This is a genomic window from Variovorax sp. V213 (assembly GCF_041154455.1).
Taxonomy (GTDB): Bacteria; Pseudomonadota; Gammaproteobacteria; order Burkholderiales; family Burkholderiaceae_C; genus Variovorax.
The window spans coordinates 3,303,857-3,319,768 of record NZ_AP028664.1 but is presented as its reverse complement, the minus strand read 5'-3'; the positions used below and the strand labels follow the sequence as shown (position 1 = coordinate 3,319,768).

The 15,912-nt window shown below is 65.5% G+C and carries 14 protein-coding genes, 1 pseudogene and 1 riboswitch; of the genes and pseudogenes, 4 read left to right on the top strand and 11 right to left on the bottom strand.

Annotated features, from left to right (window positions below):
* From arsC to ACAM55_RS15705, 9 genes and pseudogenes are all read right to left on the bottom strand, one after another.
* The gene (gene arsC, locus ACAM55_RS15745) at positions 1 to 384 is read right to left on the bottom strand and encodes an arsenate reductase (glutaredoxin) (protein ID WP_369652453.1); all 384 of its coding nucleotides are present in this window, start codon (positions 382 to 384) and stop codon (positions 1 to 3) included.
* Complete coding sequence (locus tag ACAM55_RS15740; RefSeq protein ID WP_369652452.1) at positions 381 to 1,055, bottom strand: glutathione S-transferase family protein; 675 nt, start codon at positions 1,053 to 1,055, stop codon at positions 381 to 383. The genes arsC and ACAM55_RS15740 overlap by 4 nt, the downstream gene beginning before the upstream one ends.
* Positions 1,056 to 1,087: 32 nt before the next feature.
* On the bottom strand, positions 1,088 to 1,600 hold the full coding sequence (locus ACAM55_RS15735) for a 6,7-dimethyl-8-ribityllumazine synthase (protein ID WP_369652451.1): 513 nt from the start codon (positions 1,598 to 1,600) through the stop codon (positions 1,088 to 1,090).
* Between the two features lie 105 nt (positions 1,601 to 1,705).
* Positions 1,706 to 1,875: riboswitch (FMN riboswitch) on the bottom strand.
* Between the two features lie 106 nt (positions 1,876 to 1,981).
* Positions 1,982 to 3,075, bottom strand: a pseudogene (locus ACAM55_RS15730) (crosslink repair DNA glycosylase YcaQ family protein).
* A gap of 37 nt (positions 3,076 to 3,112) precedes the next feature.
* Complete coding sequence (locus ACAM55_RS15725; protein ID WP_369652450.1) at positions 3,113 to 3,991, bottom strand: sugar phosphate isomerase/epimerase family protein; 879 nt, start codon at positions 3,989 to 3,991, stop codon at positions 3,113 to 3,115.
* 2 nt (positions 3,992 to 3,993) lie between these two features.
* The gene (locus ACAM55_RS15720; protein WP_369652449.1) at positions 3,994 to 5,181 is read right to left on the bottom strand and encodes a dihydrodipicolinate synthase family protein; all 1,188 of its coding nucleotides are present in this window, start codon (positions 5,179 to 5,181) and stop codon (positions 3,994 to 3,996) included.
* 10 nt (positions 5,182 to 5,191) lie between these two features.
* Positions 5,192 to 6,355, bottom strand: a complete 1,164-nt coding sequence (locus ACAM55_RS15715) for a Gfo/Idh/MocA family protein (RefSeq protein ID WP_369652448.1) — start codon at positions 6,353 to 6,355, stop codon at positions 5,192 to 5,194.
* Positions 6,356 to 6,407: 52 nt separating this feature from the next.
* Entirely contained in the window at positions 6,408 to 7,391 is a 984-nt protein-coding gene (locus tag ACAM55_RS15710) for a tripartite tricarboxylate transporter substrate binding protein (RefSeq protein WP_369652447.1), read from the bottom strand.
* 143 nt (positions 7,392 to 7,534) lie between these two features.
* Entirely contained in the window at positions 7,535 to 8,191 is a 657-nt protein-coding gene (locus ACAM55_RS15705) for a TetR/AcrR family transcriptional regulator (protein ID WP_369652446.1), read from the bottom strand.
* Between the two features lie 94 nt (positions 8,192 to 8,285).
* Here ACAM55_RS15705 and ACAM55_RS15700 point away from each other — a divergent pair, with 94 nt between their 5' ends.
* Positions 8,286 to 10,004 (top strand): thiamine pyrophosphate-binding protein, encoded by a 1,719-nt coding sequence (locus ACAM55_RS15700; protein WP_369652445.1) that lies wholly within the window; start codon positions 8,286 to 8,288, stop codon positions 10,002 to 10,004.
* 108 nt (positions 10,005 to 10,112) lie between these two features.
* Here ACAM55_RS15700 and ACAM55_RS15695 read toward each other — a convergent pair whose 3' ends face one another.
* Positions 10,113 to 10,559: an SWIB/MDM2 domain-containing protein gene (locus tag ACAM55_RS15695; RefSeq protein ID WP_354398537.1), complete on the bottom strand. Its 447-nt coding sequence runs from the start codon at positions 10,557 to 10,559 to the stop codon at positions 10,113 to 10,115.
* Between the two features lie 155 nt (positions 10,560 to 10,714).
* Positions 10,715 to 11,641, bottom strand: coding sequence for a DMT family transporter (locus ACAM55_RS15690; protein WP_369652444.1), 927 nt, complete (start codon positions 11,639 to 11,641; stop codon positions 10,715 to 10,717).
* A gap of 39 nt (positions 11,642 to 11,680) precedes the next feature.
* Here ACAM55_RS15690 and ACAM55_RS15685 point away from each other — a divergent pair, with 39 nt between their 5' ends.
* The 3 genes from ACAM55_RS15685 (at position 11,681) to thrS (ending at position 15,907) form a co-directional block, all read left to right on the top strand.
* Positions 11,681 to 12,109, top strand: a complete 429-nt coding sequence (locus tag ACAM55_RS15685) for a gamma-glutamylcyclotransferase (protein WP_369656411.1) — start codon at positions 11,681 to 11,683, stop codon at positions 12,107 to 12,109.
* A 247-nt stretch (positions 12,110 to 12,356) separates the two neighbouring features.
* Complete coding sequence (aceA, locus tag ACAM55_RS15680) at positions 12,357 to 13,676, top strand: isocitrate lyase (RefSeq protein ID WP_369652443.1); 1,320 nt, start codon at positions 12,357 to 12,359, stop codon at positions 13,674 to 13,676.
* A gap of 323 nt (positions 13,677 to 13,999) precedes the next feature.
* Positions 14,000 to 15,907 carry a threonine--tRNA ligase gene (thrS, locus tag ACAM55_RS15675; RefSeq protein ID WP_369652442.1) on the top strand — a complete coding sequence of 636 codons (1,908 nt, stop codon included), beginning with the start codon at positions 14,000 to 14,002 and terminating at the stop codon, positions 15,905 to 15,907.
* Positions 15,908 to 15,912: the final 5 nt, after the last annotated feature.

The following is a 15,912-nucleotide window of genomic DNA, read 5'->3' as shown; positions in this document are numbered from 1 at the left end:
CTACGCCGTGGGCAGGATCTCGCGCACGCGCGCCCAGGGCCGGCACATCAGCGTGCCGCGCGGAGAGACGACGATGGGCCGCTGCAGCAGGATCGGGTTCTCGACGATGAAGTCGAACAACTGGTCGTCGGTCCATTTCGGATCGGACAGCCCCAGCGCTTCATAGGGCGCTTCCTTCGCGCGCAGCAGGTCGCGCGCGCCCATGCCCATGGCCTTTGCCAACTCGCGCAGCTTCTTCTTCGTGGGCGGCGTCTCCAGGTAAAGAACGATCTCGGGTTCCACGCCGCTCTCGCGAATCAAGCCCAGCACATTGCGCGAGGTGCTGCAGTTGGGCTTGTGGAAGATGGTCATCGGGTAGGCGGCGGTCGGGGTGCGTGCGGTCATGTTTCCGGGTCCATCGAAAAAGGAAAGCGGGCCGCCCAGAACTCGGCCAGGCGCGGATCGGCATCGACGCGCCGCACCACGCCGGCCATGCGGGGTGCTTCGCGATAGAAGCGTTTGCGATGCGGGGTCCAGCGCGAGAGCACCGTGACGTACAGGTCGAGCATGCTCAGCTTCTTGCCGAGCAGGTAGGGCGCGGGTTCGTCGATCTGCGTGTCCATCAGGTGCCAGCAGTGCGCAATGCGCTCGGCCGTGCGTTCGAGCATCACGGCCTGCGCTGCCGGGTCGGGCGTGAGGCGCGTGGGTTCGTCGCGCACCCAGTACATCGAATAGATCGCCGCCGGCAAGTAGACCATCCATCGCAGGTAGCGCGCGCGCAGCGGATCGTCCGGCGCCGGGCAAAGCCCCGCTTCCGGATAGCGGTCGCCTAGCCAGATCAGGATGGCCGCGCTCTCTGTCATCACTTCGCCGGACGGCAGCACGAGCGCGGGCACCTGGCGCATCGGGTTGACGCCCGCCACGCGTTCGCGCTCGGACTCGCCCTCCCAGGGGGCCATGTCGACGGTCTCGACCTGCGCGCCGATCAGCGTCAGCGCTGCATGGACGGGCGTGGCGCCCGAACCTGGAGCGCCGTAGAGGGTGTAGTGGTCGTTCGAAGCGGATGCAGAAGCCATCCGCCCAGATTACTGCAGCTGCGTGCCGGTTGTCACGCAGCCAGCAGAGCGTCGACCTTCTTCAGGCCTTCGAGCGTCTTCACGCAGGCTTCGGCCACTTCGGTGCCCTTGACGGCGAAGTGCCGGTGGAAGTATTTGCGGTGCTCCACGTGCTCATGGAAATGGTGCGGCGTGAGCACGGCCGAGAAAATCGGCACGTCCGTTTCGAGCTGCAGCGACATCAGCGTGCTGACCACGGTGCTGGCCACGAACTCGTGCCGGTAGATGCCGCCATCCACCACCAGCGCGCAGCCGACGATGGCCGCGTACTTGCCCGAATTGGCGAGCCGCTTGGCATGCAGCGGGATCTCGAAAGCGCCCGGCACGTCGAACACGTCGATGAGGTCGCGCGCCACGCCGAGCCGTTCCATTTCGGCAAGGAAGGCGTCGCGCGCCTGGTGGACGATGTCGGAGTGCCACTGTGCCTCGACAAAGGCGATGCGCTCGCCGCGCGGATTGCCCGACGCGTTGATGGCGGAAAGGGGAAGGTCGTTGATCTGACTCATGGTGTGCCTCTTGAAAGCAGGTTTCCTGAATCAGGGCGCACGAAACCGCAAGCCAGACCGCGCGCCATTGCAAGAGACTGCAAAGCGCGCGGGCCGGCCCGCATTTCGCGCTCTCTTTCATCCGGACTGTGACCGTCGGCTTCGGAATTGCACCGAAATCTGCTGACCCCGCAGCCCATTGCAGGCCACGGGCGCTCGCGGGCTCGTGCGGTCCCTCTCTCGAAGAAGCCGCCATTACCGCCGGTGGGGAATTTCACCCCGCCCTGAGAACGCTTGCCATCCGGCATGCCGGACGACGGGGCGATTCTAGAAGCGAGCGGCGGCGCGGGTTGTCGCCCGTGCGCCAGACCTTCAGCGGCGCGGGGGTTCTGCCGGGGCGGCTCAGCGGCCGGCGAGGAACTGCGTCATGCGGTGCAGCTCCTCATCGAGCGCTTCGCGAAACGCCGCGTCGCGCGGCTTCTTGTCGACGTAGCCAAAGGCCGGCTGCAGCCGGCCCTCCGGTGCGCTCACGTTGGCCCAGCCGATCACGTGGTCGTGCCAGAGCACCGGCAGCGCGTAATAGCCGAACTGCCGCTTCGGCGCCGGCGTGTAGGCCTCGAACTTGTACGTCCAGCCCCACAGCAGTTCGAAGCGGCGGCGGTCCCACACCACGGGATCGAAGGGGGCGAGCAGGCGCACTGCGTCGTCGGGTGCGTGGCGCTTCGAGGCCGGGTTCTCGCCGGCAGGCCAGTACCAGGCGGTGCCGTCGATCTTGCAACTGGCGAGTTGTTCTTCGCGCGCCAGGCGCAGCGCGGCCTGCGTCTGCGCCGAGAGATGCGGGGCGCCGTAGCGAGCAGCCGCACGAGGTAGGTCAGGCTTGCCGCGGGCAGCGGTGCGTATTTGCGCACCACCAGGTCGATGAGCGCGGCGGCGCGTTGCGCGCGGCCGGCAGGACTCTCGTCGGCGGGCAGATGGGTCACGGCCTCGTAGACGCGCGTGCCGCTGTCGCGCCGCACTACGCGCAGCATGCCGCGGTAGTGCAAGCCGTCGAGCAGGCGCGTGGTGGCGTTGCTCGACCCGCCCCAGTAGTTCGTGACGCGGCCGTGCGCGAAGTGCTGTTCAACTTCGCGCGGATGCACCGGTCCGCGTTCGCGCACGAAGGCCAACACATCGGCAGCCTTGCGGCGGGTGTCCGCATCCCAGGGCTGCCTGGCTTCGCGCGGATGCATCAGCGCCAGGTGCTCGCGCGGCAAGAAGCCGTAGTTCACGAGGCAGTCTTCTTCGACGGCAAGCCGCGTGTAGCGGTTTTCGAGATCGCCCGCGTGGTAGTCCTTCACGCGATGGCGCAAGGTCAGGTCTTGCGCGCGCGCCGGGGCGCGGATCGGGTCGGCCTGGACGAAGCCGAGTTGGCGGATCGCGCTCGGCAGCGTGGTCGGCTTGAACAAGGTGCGCGCTACTGCATAGCGGCGCAGGTCGTCGAGGGTCGGGGTCGCCATGAAGCGAATTGCAGCACAGATGGCGCCGCAACCGGATTCAGACGGCTTGCCTGTGCCGCTCGATGCAGACGTGCAGCGTTTCGCTCCCGGGCCGCTGCCACCAGTTCAGATTCGAGAAGATCTCGACCTCGCTGAACCCCGCAAAGCCCGCATCCTCCACCCAGCCGCGGATCTTCTTGAGTTCGACCACGCCGTCGCCCATCATCCCGCGGTCGGAGAGCAGGTCGCGCGTGGGGGTGAGCCAGTCGCAGACGTGGTACGCCAGCAGGCGCTCTTTGCCGGCGCGGGCGATCTGCCGCTGCAGCTTCGGGTCCCACCACACGTGGTAGATGTCGAGCGCCACGCCGAGCATGCCGCTCCTGCCTGCGTCGAGTTCGTCGCAAATGTCGAGCGCGTGTTCGAGCGTGTTGATGCAGGCCCGGTCGGCGGCTTGCATCGGATGCAGCGGCTCGATGGCCAGCGGCATGCCGACCTCGCGGGCATATTCGAGCGAGGCGGCGATGCCGTCGCGCACCTCGTTGCGGGCGCGGGCAATGTCCTTGTACGCCGCCTTGCCTTCGAGCGCGCCGGGCAGGGCGCCGACCACCAGCACGAGGCAGGGCGCATCGAGCGTCTTCGCCTCGTCGATGGCGCGGCGGTTGTCGTCCAGCGCAGCCTTGAGGCCTGTTGCATCGGCCGCAGGGAAGAAGCCGCCGCGGCAGTAGCCCGAGAGGCCGATGCCATGCGCCTTCAACTGCTTCGCGACCTTGTCGAGCCCGACCGCGGCCACCTGGTCGCGCCAGGGGCTGATCGCGCGAATGCCGTGCTCGGCGCACTGGTCGATGATGCGGTCCAGCGGCACCTCTGCGCCCAGCTGTTTGCGAATGGTCGCGGTGTTGATCGACAGCCAGTCGTGGTTCTGCGAGAAGTCGCGCATGACTAGCCTTCCACGCCGTGCAGGGCCAGCAGCGTCTTCATGCGCAGCACCGCCAGTTCCGGATGTTCCAGCAGGTTGGCCGCGTCGGCCAGGCGGAACAACTCGGCAAAGTGCTGCAGCGAGCGCGTGCTCTGCTGCCCGCCGACCATCGTGAAATGCTTCTGGTGGCCGTTGAGCCACGCCATGAACACCACACCGGTCTTGTAGAAGCGCGTCGGCGCCGCAAAGATGTGGCGCGACAGCGGCACCGTCGGGCCGAGGATCGCGTGGAACTTCTCGGTGTTGCCCTGCGCCAGCGCGCCCAGTGCGGCGCTCGCCGCCGGGGCAATGGCGTCGAAGATGCCAAGCAGCGCATCGCTCTTGCCGTGCGTCGGCTCGCGGCCGTTGCCGTCGCCGGCAATCAGCTCGGCGTAGTTGAAGTCGTCGCCGGTGTACATGCGAACGCCTGGCGGCAGGCGGCGCCGCATCGCGATTTCCTTGTCCTTGTCGAGCAGCGAAATCTTGATGCCGTCCACCTTGTGCGGATGCGCGGCAATGACCGCGAGCGCCGTGTCCATTGCCGCATCGGCGTCCTTGCTGCCCCAGTAGCCCGCGAGGGCCGGGTCGAACATGTCGCCCAGCCAGTGCAGCACCACGGGCTGCTTCGCCTGGCGCAGGATGCGGTCGTACACGCGCTCGTAGTCGGCCGGGCTCCTTGCCACGCGGGCCAATGCACGGCTCGCCATCACGATCAGCTTGCCGCCCAGCGCCTCGATGGCGGCCATCTGCTCTTCGTAGCCGCGGATCACGTCATCGACGCTCTTCACATCGTCGATGTTCAGGTGGTCGGTGCCGCAGCCGGAGGCGACCAGCGCGCCCGGCACGTCCTTGGCCGCATCGAGCGAGCGGCGGATCAGTTCGAGCGAGGTCGGCCAGTCCAGGCCCATGCCGCGCTGCGCGGTATCCATGGCCTCGGCCACGCCCAGGCCCAGCGAGAACAGGTGGCGGCGGTAGGCGATGGTCGCGTCCCAGTCGACCGCGCATTGCAGCCACGGGTCGATCGCGGCCAGCGGGTCGGCCACCACGTGCGCCGCCGAGTAGGCGATGCGGTTGAACTTGACGCCCGCATCGGGCTTCACCGGCGCGGTGCCGCGCAGGGCGTAGGGCGCGAGCGAGCCGCTCGCGGTGGGGAGGTTCAGGGTGAGTGCCATGCCCGCCGCCTCAGATCTTCAGCTGCGGCACATCGATCCAGCGGCGGTCCTTCCACGACTCCAGCGCGGCCTCGACCAGCTGCACGCCCTTGGCGCCCTCGGGCAGCGTCCACTTGTAGGGCTCGTTCTCGACCACGTGGCGAATGAAGTGCTCCCACTGGATCTTGAAGCCGTTGTCGTACACCTGAGAATCCGGAATCTCCTGCCACTGGTCGAAGAAATTCATCATCTGCTTCTCGTCGGGGTTCCACACCGGGCGCGGCGTGGCCACGCGCGACTGGGCGCGGCAGCTCGACAGGCCCGCCACGGCCGAGCCGTGGGTGCCATCGACGTGGAAGGTCACGAGGTCGTCGCGCCGCACGCGCGTGACCCAGCTCATGTTGATCTGCGCGATCACCGGCTCGCCGTTGTGGCCCGTGAGTTCGCAGGTGGCATAGGCCGCGTCGTCGGCGGTGGCTTCATAGGGCTTGCCGGCTTCGTCCCAGCGCTTGGGAATGTGGGTGGCACCCAGGCACGAGACCGACTTCACCTCGCCGAACAGGTTGTCAAGCACGTAGCGCCAGTGGCACATCATGTCCAGGATCATGCCGCCGCCGTCTTCCTTGCGGTAGTTCCAGCTCGGGCGCTGGATGGGCTGCAGGTCGCCCTCGAACACCCAGTAGCCGAACTCCAGTCGCACACTGAGCATGCGGCCGAAGAAACCGGCGCGGCGCAGCATGTCGAGCTTGCGCAGGCCCGGCAAGAAGAGCTTGTCCTGCACGGCGCCGTGCTTCAGGCCCGAGCCTTCCGCCAGGCGGGCAATTTCGACGGCCTCGTTCAGGTTGGTGGCGATCGGCTTCTCGCAATACACGTGCTTGCCGGCGCGGATGGCCTTGGCCAGCAGCGTGGGGCGCATCTGCGTGGTGCCCGCGTCGAAGAAAATCGTGTCGTCCTTGTTCTCGAGCGCCTTGTCGAGGTCGGTGCCCCAGCGCGCGATGTTGTGCGTCTTGGCGAGCGTTTCCATCTTCTCGGCGTTGCGGCCGATGAGGATCGGGTCGGGCATGACCTTGTCGCCATTCGACAGCGTGACACCGCCTTGCGCGCGGATCGCGCAGATCGAGCGGATCAGGTGCTGGTTCATGCCCATGCGGCCGGTGACGCCGTGCATGATGATTCCGAGTCGTTGTGTAGCCATGTCTTCAGCCGAAAAGAGTTGGGGAAAGAGGAGGAGAAAGGAAGGGGGCGGATTACTGCGTCGGCGTCAGGCCGGCAGCCTTGACCAGCGTTGCGTTGGTCTTGATCTCGTCCTTGATGTAGGCGTCGAACTGCTCGGGCTTGAGCGTCCAGGCGTCGGCGCCGAGCTTCAGGAAGCGCTCCTTGACCTCGGGCGAAGCCAGCGCCTTTGCCACTTCGTCGTGCAGCCGGTTGACGATGTCGCGCGGCGTCTTGGCCGGTGCCATCATGCCGATCCAGAAGTTGAACTCGGAGCCGGGCACACCGGCCTCGGTGGTAGTGGGCACGTCGGGCAGGGCGGCCGCGCGCTTGGGCGAACCCACTGCCAGTGCGATCAACTGGCCTTCCTTGATCTGGCCGATGACCGGCGCGATGGGCGAGAAGTAATAGTCGACCCGGCCCGACAGCACTTCCGTCACGGCCTCGGCCGAGCCCTTGAACGGGATGTTGGTGGCGTCGATCTTCGCGGCCAGCTTGAACTTCTCGGCGTTGAGGTGGGTGGCGCTGCCCTGGCCCGCCGAGGCGAAGTTGATGGTGCCGGGCTTGGCCTTGGCCGCCGCAACCAGCTCCTGCAGCGTCTTGATGTTCTTCGAGGGCGAGATCACCAGCGCATTGGGCAGCGACGAAATGGGCGTGACACCGGCGAAGTCGTTCACCGTGTCGAACGGCAGCTTCGCGAAGGTGGAAGGGCTCACCGTGTGCGACGACGAGTGAATCATGATCGTGTAGCCGTCCGGCGCCGCCGTGGCCACGGCCTGCTGGCCGATGGTGCCGCTGGCGCCGCCGCGGTTGTCCACCACCAGCGTCTGGCCCATGCTCTGGCCCATCTTGTCGGCGATGGCGCGGGCAATGATGTCGGTGGTGCTGCCGGCCGCGAACGGCACGATGACGCGGATGGGCTTGTTGGGATACCCGCTCTGTGCCGGCGCCAGGCCCGGCATCAAGGCGGCGAGGCAGGTGAGCGTGGCGAGTGCAGTGGTGCGTACAAGTTGCTTCATGGGTTGTCTCCGTGCGGTCGGGCCGCCTTGTCTTGCCGATTAATTCACCAGTGAGTGAATTGTGGATTCTAGAAAGGCTGCCGCCGCAGCGCAACCGCTGCTGATCGGTAAATACCCGGAGATGCAGGAAGGCGCCCGCAGGCTCAGTGCAGGACGTAGCCCAGCACGAGGTCGGTCATGTGCGAGAGGCGCTGGGCCATCGCTTTGGGCGCGCGCAGGTCACGGCCGAAGACGGCCGAGAGCGTGTGGTTGTTCGAGAGGTAGAAGTAGCACAGCGAGGCGATCGAGATGTACAGCTGCACCGGGTCGACGCCGGCGCGGAACAGCTTGTCGCGCTTGCCGCGTTCGAGCACCGTGTCGAGCAGCTGCACCAGCGGCGAGTTCATTTCCTGGATGCGCTCGGAGCGCTTGAGGTGTTCGGCGCAATGCAGGTTCTCGCTGTTCAGCAGCGTGATGAACTCGGGATGCTCGAGGTAGTAGTGCCAGGTGAACGAGACCAGCTGGCGAATGGCCTCGACCGGGTCAATCTCGTCCAGGTGCAGCTGTTGCTCGGCCTCGCGGATGTCGGCGTAGGTGCGTTCGAGCACTGCCAGGAACAGGTCGTCCTTGCTGCCGAAGTAGTAGTAGATGAGGCGCTTGTTCAGGCCTGCGCGCGCCGCGATGCTGTCCATGCGCGCGCCGGCCAGGCCCCGTTCGGCGAACTCGTCGCGCGCCGAAGCAAGAATCGCGAGTTGCGAGCGGTCGGCGTCGCGCGAGCGCGGCTCGACCGTTTCGGGCGGGAAATCCTTGGAGGCCTTCATGGCGCGAATTTAACCAATTGGTGAATTAACACAAGGCGTTGGGAGCGGACGCACATAATTGCCGGAGACATTTGCAGCTGAGGTTCGACTTCTCATGAGTACATCACAACCCGCCGGCCACCTGATCGTCGAATGCCTGATCGAGCAGGGCATGGAGATCGCGTTCGGTGTTCCGGGCGAAAGCTTTCTGGCGGTGCTCGACGGCTTTCATGCCTACCGCGACCGCGCCCGCTTCATCGTCAACCGGCAGGAGGGCGGCGCAGCCTTCATGGCGGAGGCGCACGGCAAACTCACCGGCCGGCCGGGCGTGTGCTTCGTCACCCGCGGGCCGGGCGCCACCAACGCATCGATCGGCGTGCACAACGCCTTCCAGGATTCGACGCCGATGGTGCTGTTCGTGGGCGACGTGGGCAGCGACTTCCGCGACCGCGAGGCCTTCCAGGAGGTGGACTACGGCAGCTTCTTCGGGCCGAGCACCAAGGGCTTTGCCAAGCGTGTGGAGCGCATCGACGACGCGAACCGCATCCCCGAGTACGTGGCGCGCGCTTTTGCCACGGCGATGAACGGGCGGCCGGGGCCGGTGGTGCTGGTGCTGCCCGAAGACATGCTGCGCGCGCAGACCGCATCGCGGCCGCTGCCGCGCGTCGAAGCCGTTCAGCCCTGGAGCGACCCCGGCGCACTGCGCACCCTGCGCGAACTGCTGCTGAAGTCGCAGCGGCCGCTGGTGATCGCGGGCGGCGGCGGCTGGACGGCGCAGGCCGCGCAGGCGCTGCAGCGCTTTGCCGAGAACTGGCGGCTGCCGGTGGCCAACGCCTTCCGCTTCCAGGACACCTTCGACAACCACCATCCGCTGTACGCGGGCGACGTCGGCATTGCCATCAACCCCAAGCTGGCGCAGCGCGTGAAAGACAGCGACCTGATCATCGCCATCGGTCCGCGGCTGGGCGAGATGACCACCGGCGGCTACACCCTGCTGGAGGCGCCGAAGGCCCGGCAAAAGCTGGTGCACATCCACGCCAGTGCCGAGGAGCTCAACCGCGTCTACCAGGCCGACCTTGCAATCAACGCCGGCATGAGTGCGGCCGCGCGCAGCCTCGAGGTGCTGAGCGCGCCCACCACCCTGCCGTGGGAAGAGTGGGCCGTACAGGCCCATGCCGACTACGAGGCGAACCTGGAGCCGCAGGCGCTGGCTGGCATGCCGGCCGAAACTCCGCGAGGCCTCGTCGACATGGCGGCTGTGGTCGCGCTGCTGCAGAAGCACCTGCCGCCGGATGCGGCCATCACCAACGGCGCGGGCAATTTTGCGAGCTGGGTGCATCGCTACTTTCGCTATCACGGGCTCGCGAAGGGCCACAAGACGCAGCTCGCGCCCACCAGCGGCGCCATGGGCTATGGGGTGCCTGCGGGCATCGCGGCCAACCTGGCCACCGGCCGCGTGGCCTTCACCATTGCGGGCGACGGCGATTTCCTGATGACGGGGCAGGAGCTCGCGACGGCTTCGCAGCACGGCGGCAAGAGCATCATCGTGCTGCTGAACAACGGCATGTTCGGCACCATCCGCATGCACCAGGAGCGTGAATATCCGGATCGCGCGAGCGGCACTGCGTTGCGCAACCCCGACTTCTGCGGCCTTGCGCGGGCCTACGGCTACGTTGCCGAGCGCGTGACGGAAACCTCGCAGTTCGAAGCCGCGCTGCTGCGCGCGCTGGCGGCCGACACCGGCACGCTGATCGAGATTCCACTCGACCCCGAGGTAATCACCACCCGCGGCACGCTCGCGTCGATCACGCGTGCGGCCCAGGCCCGGGCGTGAGAAGACCGGCGGAGGAAGCCGGCATGCGCGCCGGCCGCGGACAAAAAAAAGCCGGCATGTGCCGGCTTTTTGATTCGGGAGCGCGATGGACGCGCAGTGCCCGAGCGCTTACTTGACGTGCTTGCCGATCAGCGCGGCCAGTTCGAACATCGACACTTGCGGCTTGCCGAAGATTTCCTTCAGCTTGGCGTCGGCGTTGATGTTGCGCTTGTTGGCCTTGTCTTGAAGGTTGTTCTTCTTGATGTAGTCCCACAGCTTGCTCACCACTGCGGTGCGCGGCAGAGGCGTCGAACCGACCACAGCGGCGAGTGCCGGGCTGGGGGTCAGGGCCTTCATGAACGCGGCGTTGGGCGTGCGCTTCTTGGCGGGAGCGGCCTTCTTTGCGGGAGCAGCCTTCTTCGCCGGAGCAGCCTTCTTCGCAGGAGCAGCAGCCTTCTTTGCGGGAGCAGCCTTCTTGGCCGGTGCGGCCTTCTTCGCAGGAGCCGCAGCCTTCTTTGCGGGAGCGGCCTTCTTTGCCGGAGCTTTCTTGGCCGGAGCCTTCTTTGCAGTTGCCATGGTTGATTTCCTTTTTTGGTTGAACGTTCACCAATGAAAAACTTGCGTCTCCAGTGGCATTGCGGATGCTAAAGGAGAAAAAACGCGTTTCCAAGGGAAAAAGCGCTTTTTTCATTGGGAGCTGTTGTTTTTTCAGAGGGGAGAACCCGTGGTTTTCAGCTTCGGCGTTCGGGCCACGTCGCCAGCACCACGCCAATGAGCGCAAGCGCGAACGCAATGAGCTGTGCCCAGGAGAGGCTCTCACCGAGCACCAGCACGCCCACGAGGGCCGCGCTCACGGGCAGCATCACCGCGAAAACACCCGCTTGCGCGGCAGGCACGTGGCGCAGGCCCGTCATCCACAGCCACACGGTCCAGATGCTTGCGGCAAGCGCGTAGACCACGAGCAAGGCCCAGGTGCCCAAGCGCACGGCCGAGAAGTCGAACTGCAGTGCGAACCAGATGCCGAAGGGCATCGACAGCACGAAGCCCCACAGGTTGATGAGCGACGAGATCCGCTTGGGGCCGAGGTGGCCGGTGAGCGACTTGCCGATCACCGCGTAGGCCGTTTCGCAAAGCACCGCGCAGAACACGAGCAGGTTGCCGAGCCAGGGCATGGACGAGCGCGCAGAGCCCTCTGCGGTGGCTGGAGCGTGCGCCGGCGTGAGCGCGAGCAGCCCGATGCCGACCGCTGCGCAGCCGATGGCCAGGCCGATGCGCACCGTGATGCGCTCGCGCAGGAAGAGCCAGCTCGCAACCGCCACGGCCGCCGGAATGGACGCCATGATCACGCCGGCCGACACCGCACTCGTGAGGCTCACGCCGAACAGCATGCAGATCGAGAACAGGAAGTTGCCGAGAAACGATTCGAGAAAGACCAGGCCGCGGGTGCGACCGCTCATGGGCGGTTCGCCCGGTGGGCGCTGCAGCCAGTGCGGCATGGCGAGCGCGGCGATGCCGAAGCGAAGCCACGCGAGCAGCAACACCGGAAAGGCGGCGACCAATGGTTTGGAGAGGGCGGCATAACTGCCGACGAGCGACATGCTCAAGGCCAGGCAGCCATAGGCGACGAGCCGGCTGGAGGCGGGGACAGCGGTGTTCAATAGACTCGATGGCTTGTTGCTGGAACGATGGATTCAATGATGCCGCAGTCGCCGAAATCCGATGGCTTGCCAGGTGCACGCACTTCGCGTCACGTGTTTGTCTACGGCACGTTGCGCCGCGGCGGGCGCAACGACATCGCGCGCTTCCGGCCCGAACCATTCCACGTGGCCGATGCCGCCATTGCGGGCACGCTGTACGACCTGGGCGCCTACCCCGGCGTGGTGCTGGGCGGAAAAGGGCGCGTGGTGGGCGAGATCTACCGCATCGAGCCCGAGGTGGAAGCGGCGCTCGACGTGCTCGAAGAAGTTGCCGACGACGACGCCGGCGAATACATCAGGCGCCATGTGACGCTGGAAGCGGGCGCGCAGCAGTTCGAATGCCTGGTCTACGAGATCCATCCGTCGCGCATCGCAGGCCGTGCGGTGATCAGGAGCGGCGACTGGATCGCGCACGCGGCGGCCAGGTAAGGCCAGTCTCGCGGGCCTCGTTTTCACGCCTGAAAGGCCCGTTGCACATCGTGAAATTGGCGACTGCTGCGCCGCAATATTTTTTCTCGATATGAGAAAAATAATTTTGCATTGAGAAATCTATCCGTAAGTCATTGATTTTGCTGTGATAAAAATATGTCTTCTATAAGACATAAGAGTCCGAGATCGGTTTACAGTGACTCCACGGCCGCAGCGCCCATCTTTCAATCAACCTCACGGAGTGACCATGCCCCAGACCCTCACCGAACAACTGAGCCGCGAACAGCAAATTGCCGCCCTCGAGAAAGAATGGGCCACCAATCCCCGCTGGAAGGGCATCAAGCGCGGCTACAGCGCCGCCGACGTGGTGCGCCTTCGCGGTTCGTTCCCCATCGAGCACACGCTGGCACGCCGCGGCGCCGAGAAGCTCTGGGAGCTGGTGAACAACGAGCCCTACGTCAATTGCCTCGGCGCGCTCACGGGCGGCCAGGCCATGCAGCAGGTGAAGGCCGGCGTGAAGGCCATCTACCTGTCGGGCTGGCAGGTTGCCGCGGACGCCAACACCTACTCGGCCATGTACCCCGACCAGTCGCTGTACCCGGTGGACTCGGTGCCGACCGTGGTCGAGCGCATCAACAACACCTTTCGCCGCGCGGACGAAATCCAGTGGTCCAAGAACGTGAATCCCGGCGACAAGGGCTATGTCGACTACTTCGCGCCCATCGTTGCGGACGCTGAAGCCGGCTTTGGCGGCGTGCTGAACGGCTTCGAGCTGATGAAGGCCATGATCAAGGCCGGCGCCGGCGGCGTGCACTTCGAAGACCAGCTCGCCTCGGTCAAGAAGTGCGGCCACATGGGCGGCAAGGTGCTGGTGCCCACCACGGAAGCCGTGCAGAAGCTCGTCGCCGCGCGCATGGCCGCCGACGTTTGCGGTACGCCAACGCTCGTGATTGCCCGCACCGACGCCGAAGCGGCCGACCTCATCACCAGCGACTACGACGAGAACGACAAGCCGTTCCTGACCGGCGAGCGCACCGCCGAAGGCTTCTACAAGACCAGGAAGGGCATGGACCAGGCCATCAGCCGCGCTATCGCCTATGCGTACTACGCCGACCTGGTGTGGTGCGAAACCGGCACGCCCGACCTCGAGTTCGCCCGCAAGTTCGCCGAAGCCGTGCACAAGGTGCACCCCGGCAAGATGCTGGCCTACAACTGCTCGCCTTCGTTCAACTGGAAGAAGAACCTCGACGACGCCACCATTGCCAAGTTCCAGAAGGAACTGGGCGCCATGGGCTACAAGTACCAGTTCATCACGCTGGCCGGCATCCATTCGATGTGGTTCAACATGTTCGACCTGGCCCAGGACTACGTGCAGCGCGGCATGTCGGCCTACGTCGAGAAGGTGCAAGAGCCCGAGTTCGCGGCGCGCGACCGCGGCTACACCTTCGTATCGCACCAGCAGGAAGTGGGCACCGGTTACTTCGACGAGGTGACCACGGTCATCCAGGGCGGCAAGTCCAGCGTCACGGCGCTGACCGGCTCGACCGAAGAAGAACAGTTCCACTGACCCGCTGATCGCCGACAAAGACGATTCGCTGTCACCATCCAGCCCGGCCTAGCGCCGGGCTTTTTTTGTGGGAAACCGCAAAACCCGGCAGCCAATGGGCTCGCACGGGCAGCGGATAGAATTGCGGCTCTCTGCACCCAACAAGAGCGAGAAAGGCACCTTGGTTATGACACCGCGAACTACTCCGCAAGGATCGAGCGGCTTTTTCTTCGTCTTCGAAGGAAAGAGCCGGTAGCCCGCGCTCGCTGGTTTCTGCCAGCTCCCAAACCAAGCAAAGCGCGGCCAGTCACCGCGCTTTTTGTTTTTTCGCCCCGAGGTTTTTCATGATCCAGATCACGCTTCCCGACAACTCGCGCCGCGAGTTCCCCGGCCCGGTTTCGGTGGCCGAAGTTGCCCAGTCCATCGGACCCGGGCTCGCCAAGATGACGGTGGCCGGCAAGGTCGACGGCAAGCTGGTCGATGCCAGCGACGTCATCGACCGCGACGCCAAGCTGCAGATCATCACGCCCAAGGACGACGAGGGCCTGGAGATCATCCGCCACTCGACGGCCCACCTCGTCGGCCACGCCGTGAAGCAGCTCTACCCGACGGCCAAGATGGTCATCGGGCCGGTGATCGAGGAGGGCTTTTATTACGACATCTCGTACGAGCGCCCCTTCACGCCCGAAGACATGGCCGCCATCGAGGCGCGCATGAAGGAGCTGATTGCGCAGGACTACGACGTGGTCAAGAAGATGACGCCGCGTGCCGAAGTCATCGAGGTCTTCAAGTCGCGCGGCGAAGACTACAAGCTGCGCCTCGTCGAAGACATGCCCGACGAGCAGGCCATGGGCCTCTACTACCACCAGGAATACGTCGACATGTGCCGCGGCCCGCACGTGCCGAACACGCGCTTCCTGAAGGTCTTCAAGCTCACCAAGCTGGCCGGCGCCTACTGGCGCGGCGACGCCAAGAACGAGCAGCTGCAGCGCGTCTACGGCACGGCCTGGGCCGACAAGAAGCAGCTCGACCAGTACATCCAGCGCATCGAAGAGGCCGAGAAGCGCGACCACCGCAAGCTCGGCAAGGAGCTCGACCTGTTCCACATCGACGAAGTGGCGCCGGGCGTGGTGTTCTGGCACCCCAAGGGCTGGGCCGTGTGGCAGGCGGTGGAACAGTACATGCGCGGCATCTACCGCGACACGGGCTACTGGGAAGTGAAGGGCCCGCAGATTCTCGACAAGAGCCTGTGGGAGAAAACGGGCCACTGGCAGAACTACCGCGACAACATGTTCACGACGGAGTCGGAAAAGCGCGAATACGCGCTCAAGCCGATGAACTGCCCCGGCCACGTGCTCATCTTCAAGAGCGACCTGCGCAGCTACCGCGACCTGCCGCTGCGCTACGGCGAGTTCGGCCAGTGCCACCGCAACGAACCCAGCGGCGCGCTGCACGGCATCATGCGCGTGCGCGGCTTCACGCAGGACGACGGGCACATCTTCTGCACCGAAGACCAGATCCTCGACGAATGCATCGCCTACACGGAGCAATTGCAGAAGGTCTATGCCGACTTCGGCTTCACGGACATCCTCTACAAGGTGGCCACGCGGCCCGACAACCGCGTGGGCTCCGACGAGCTGTGGGACAAGGCCGAGCATGCGGTCATGGAAGCGCTGCGCCGCTCGGGCGTCGACTTCATCATCTCGCCCGGCGACGGCGCCTTCTATGGCCCCAAGATCGAGTACACGCTGAAGGACGCGCTGGGCCGCCAGTGGCAGTGCGGCACGATGCAGGTCGACTTCAACACGGCCGAACGGCTGGGCGGCGAATACGTCACCGAGTCGAGCGGCCGCGCGCACCCCGTCATGCTGCACCGCGCCATCGTGGGCAGCCTCGAGCGCTTCATCGGCATGCTGATCGAACACCACGCCGGCGCACTGCCCGCGTGGCTCGCTCCGGTGCAGGTGGCGGTGCTCAATATCAGCGAAGGGCAGGCCGATTACGCCGCTTCAGTGGCGAAAACGCTGGAGAATCAAGGGCTTAGGGTTCAGCTGGATCTGCACAACGAGAAGATTACGTATAAAATACGGAAGCATTCGTTGCAAAAGCTCCCTTACATCATTGTCGTAGGCGACAAAGAGAAGGAAGCTGGTGCCGTCGCAGTGCGCGCCCGGGGCAACCAAGACCTCGGTGCAATGTCCCTCGAATCGTTCAAGCAGCGGCTCGACCAGGATATTGCTGACAAGCGTTGATTAGT

Bases quoted from the DNA above. Each gene is read 5' to 3' on its own strand.
- thrS (WP_369652442.1), top strand. From the start codon at position 14,000: ATGATCCAGATCACGCTTCCCGACAACTCGCGCCGCGAGTTCCCCGGC.
- ACAM55_RS15715 (WP_369652448.1), bottom strand. From the start codon at position 6,355: ATGGCTACACAACGACTCGGAATCATCATGCACGGCGTCACCGGCCGC.
- ACAM55_RS15720 (WP_369652449.1), bottom strand. From the start codon at position 5,181: ATGGCACTCACCCTGAACCTCCCCACCGCGAGCGGCTCGCTCGCGCCC.
- ACAM55_RS15700 (WP_369652445.1), top strand. From the start codon at position 8,286: ATGAGTACATCACAACCCGCCGGCCACCTGATCGTCGAATGCCTGATC.
- ACAM55_RS15735 (WP_369652451.1), bottom strand. From the start codon at position 1,600: ATGAGTCAGATCAACGACCTTCCCCTTTCCGCCATCAACGCGTCGGGC.
- ACAM55_RS15685 (WP_369656411.1), top strand. From the start codon at position 11,681: ATGCCGCAGTCGCCGAAATCCGATGGCTTGCCAGGTGCACGCACTTCG.
- ACAM55_RS15705 (WP_369652446.1), bottom strand. From the start codon at position 8,191: ATGAAGGCCTCCAAGGATTTCCCGCCCGAAACGGTCGAGCCGCGCTCG.
- ACAM55_RS15725 (WP_369652450.1), bottom strand. From the start codon at position 3,991: ATGCGCGACTTCTCGCAGAACCACGACTGGCTGTCGATCAACACCGCG.
- aceA (WP_369652443.1), top strand. From the start codon at position 12,357: ATGCCCCAGACCCTCACCGAACAACTGAGCCGCGAACAGCAAATTGCC.
- ACAM55_RS15695 (WP_354398537.1), bottom strand. From the start codon at position 10,559: ATGGCAACTGCAAAGAAGGCTCCGGCCAAGAAAGCTCCGGCAAAGAAG.
- arsC (WP_369652453.1), bottom strand. From the start codon at position 384: ATGACCGCACGCACCCCGACCGCCGCCTACCCGATGACCATCTTCCAC.
- ACAM55_RS15740 (WP_369652452.1), bottom strand. From the start codon at position 1,055: ATGGCTTCTGCATCCGCTTCGAACGACCACTACACCCTCTACGGCGCT.
- ACAM55_RS15710 (WP_369652447.1), bottom strand. From the start codon at position 7,391: ATGAAGCAACTTGTACGCACCACTGCACTCGCCACGCTCACCTGCCTC.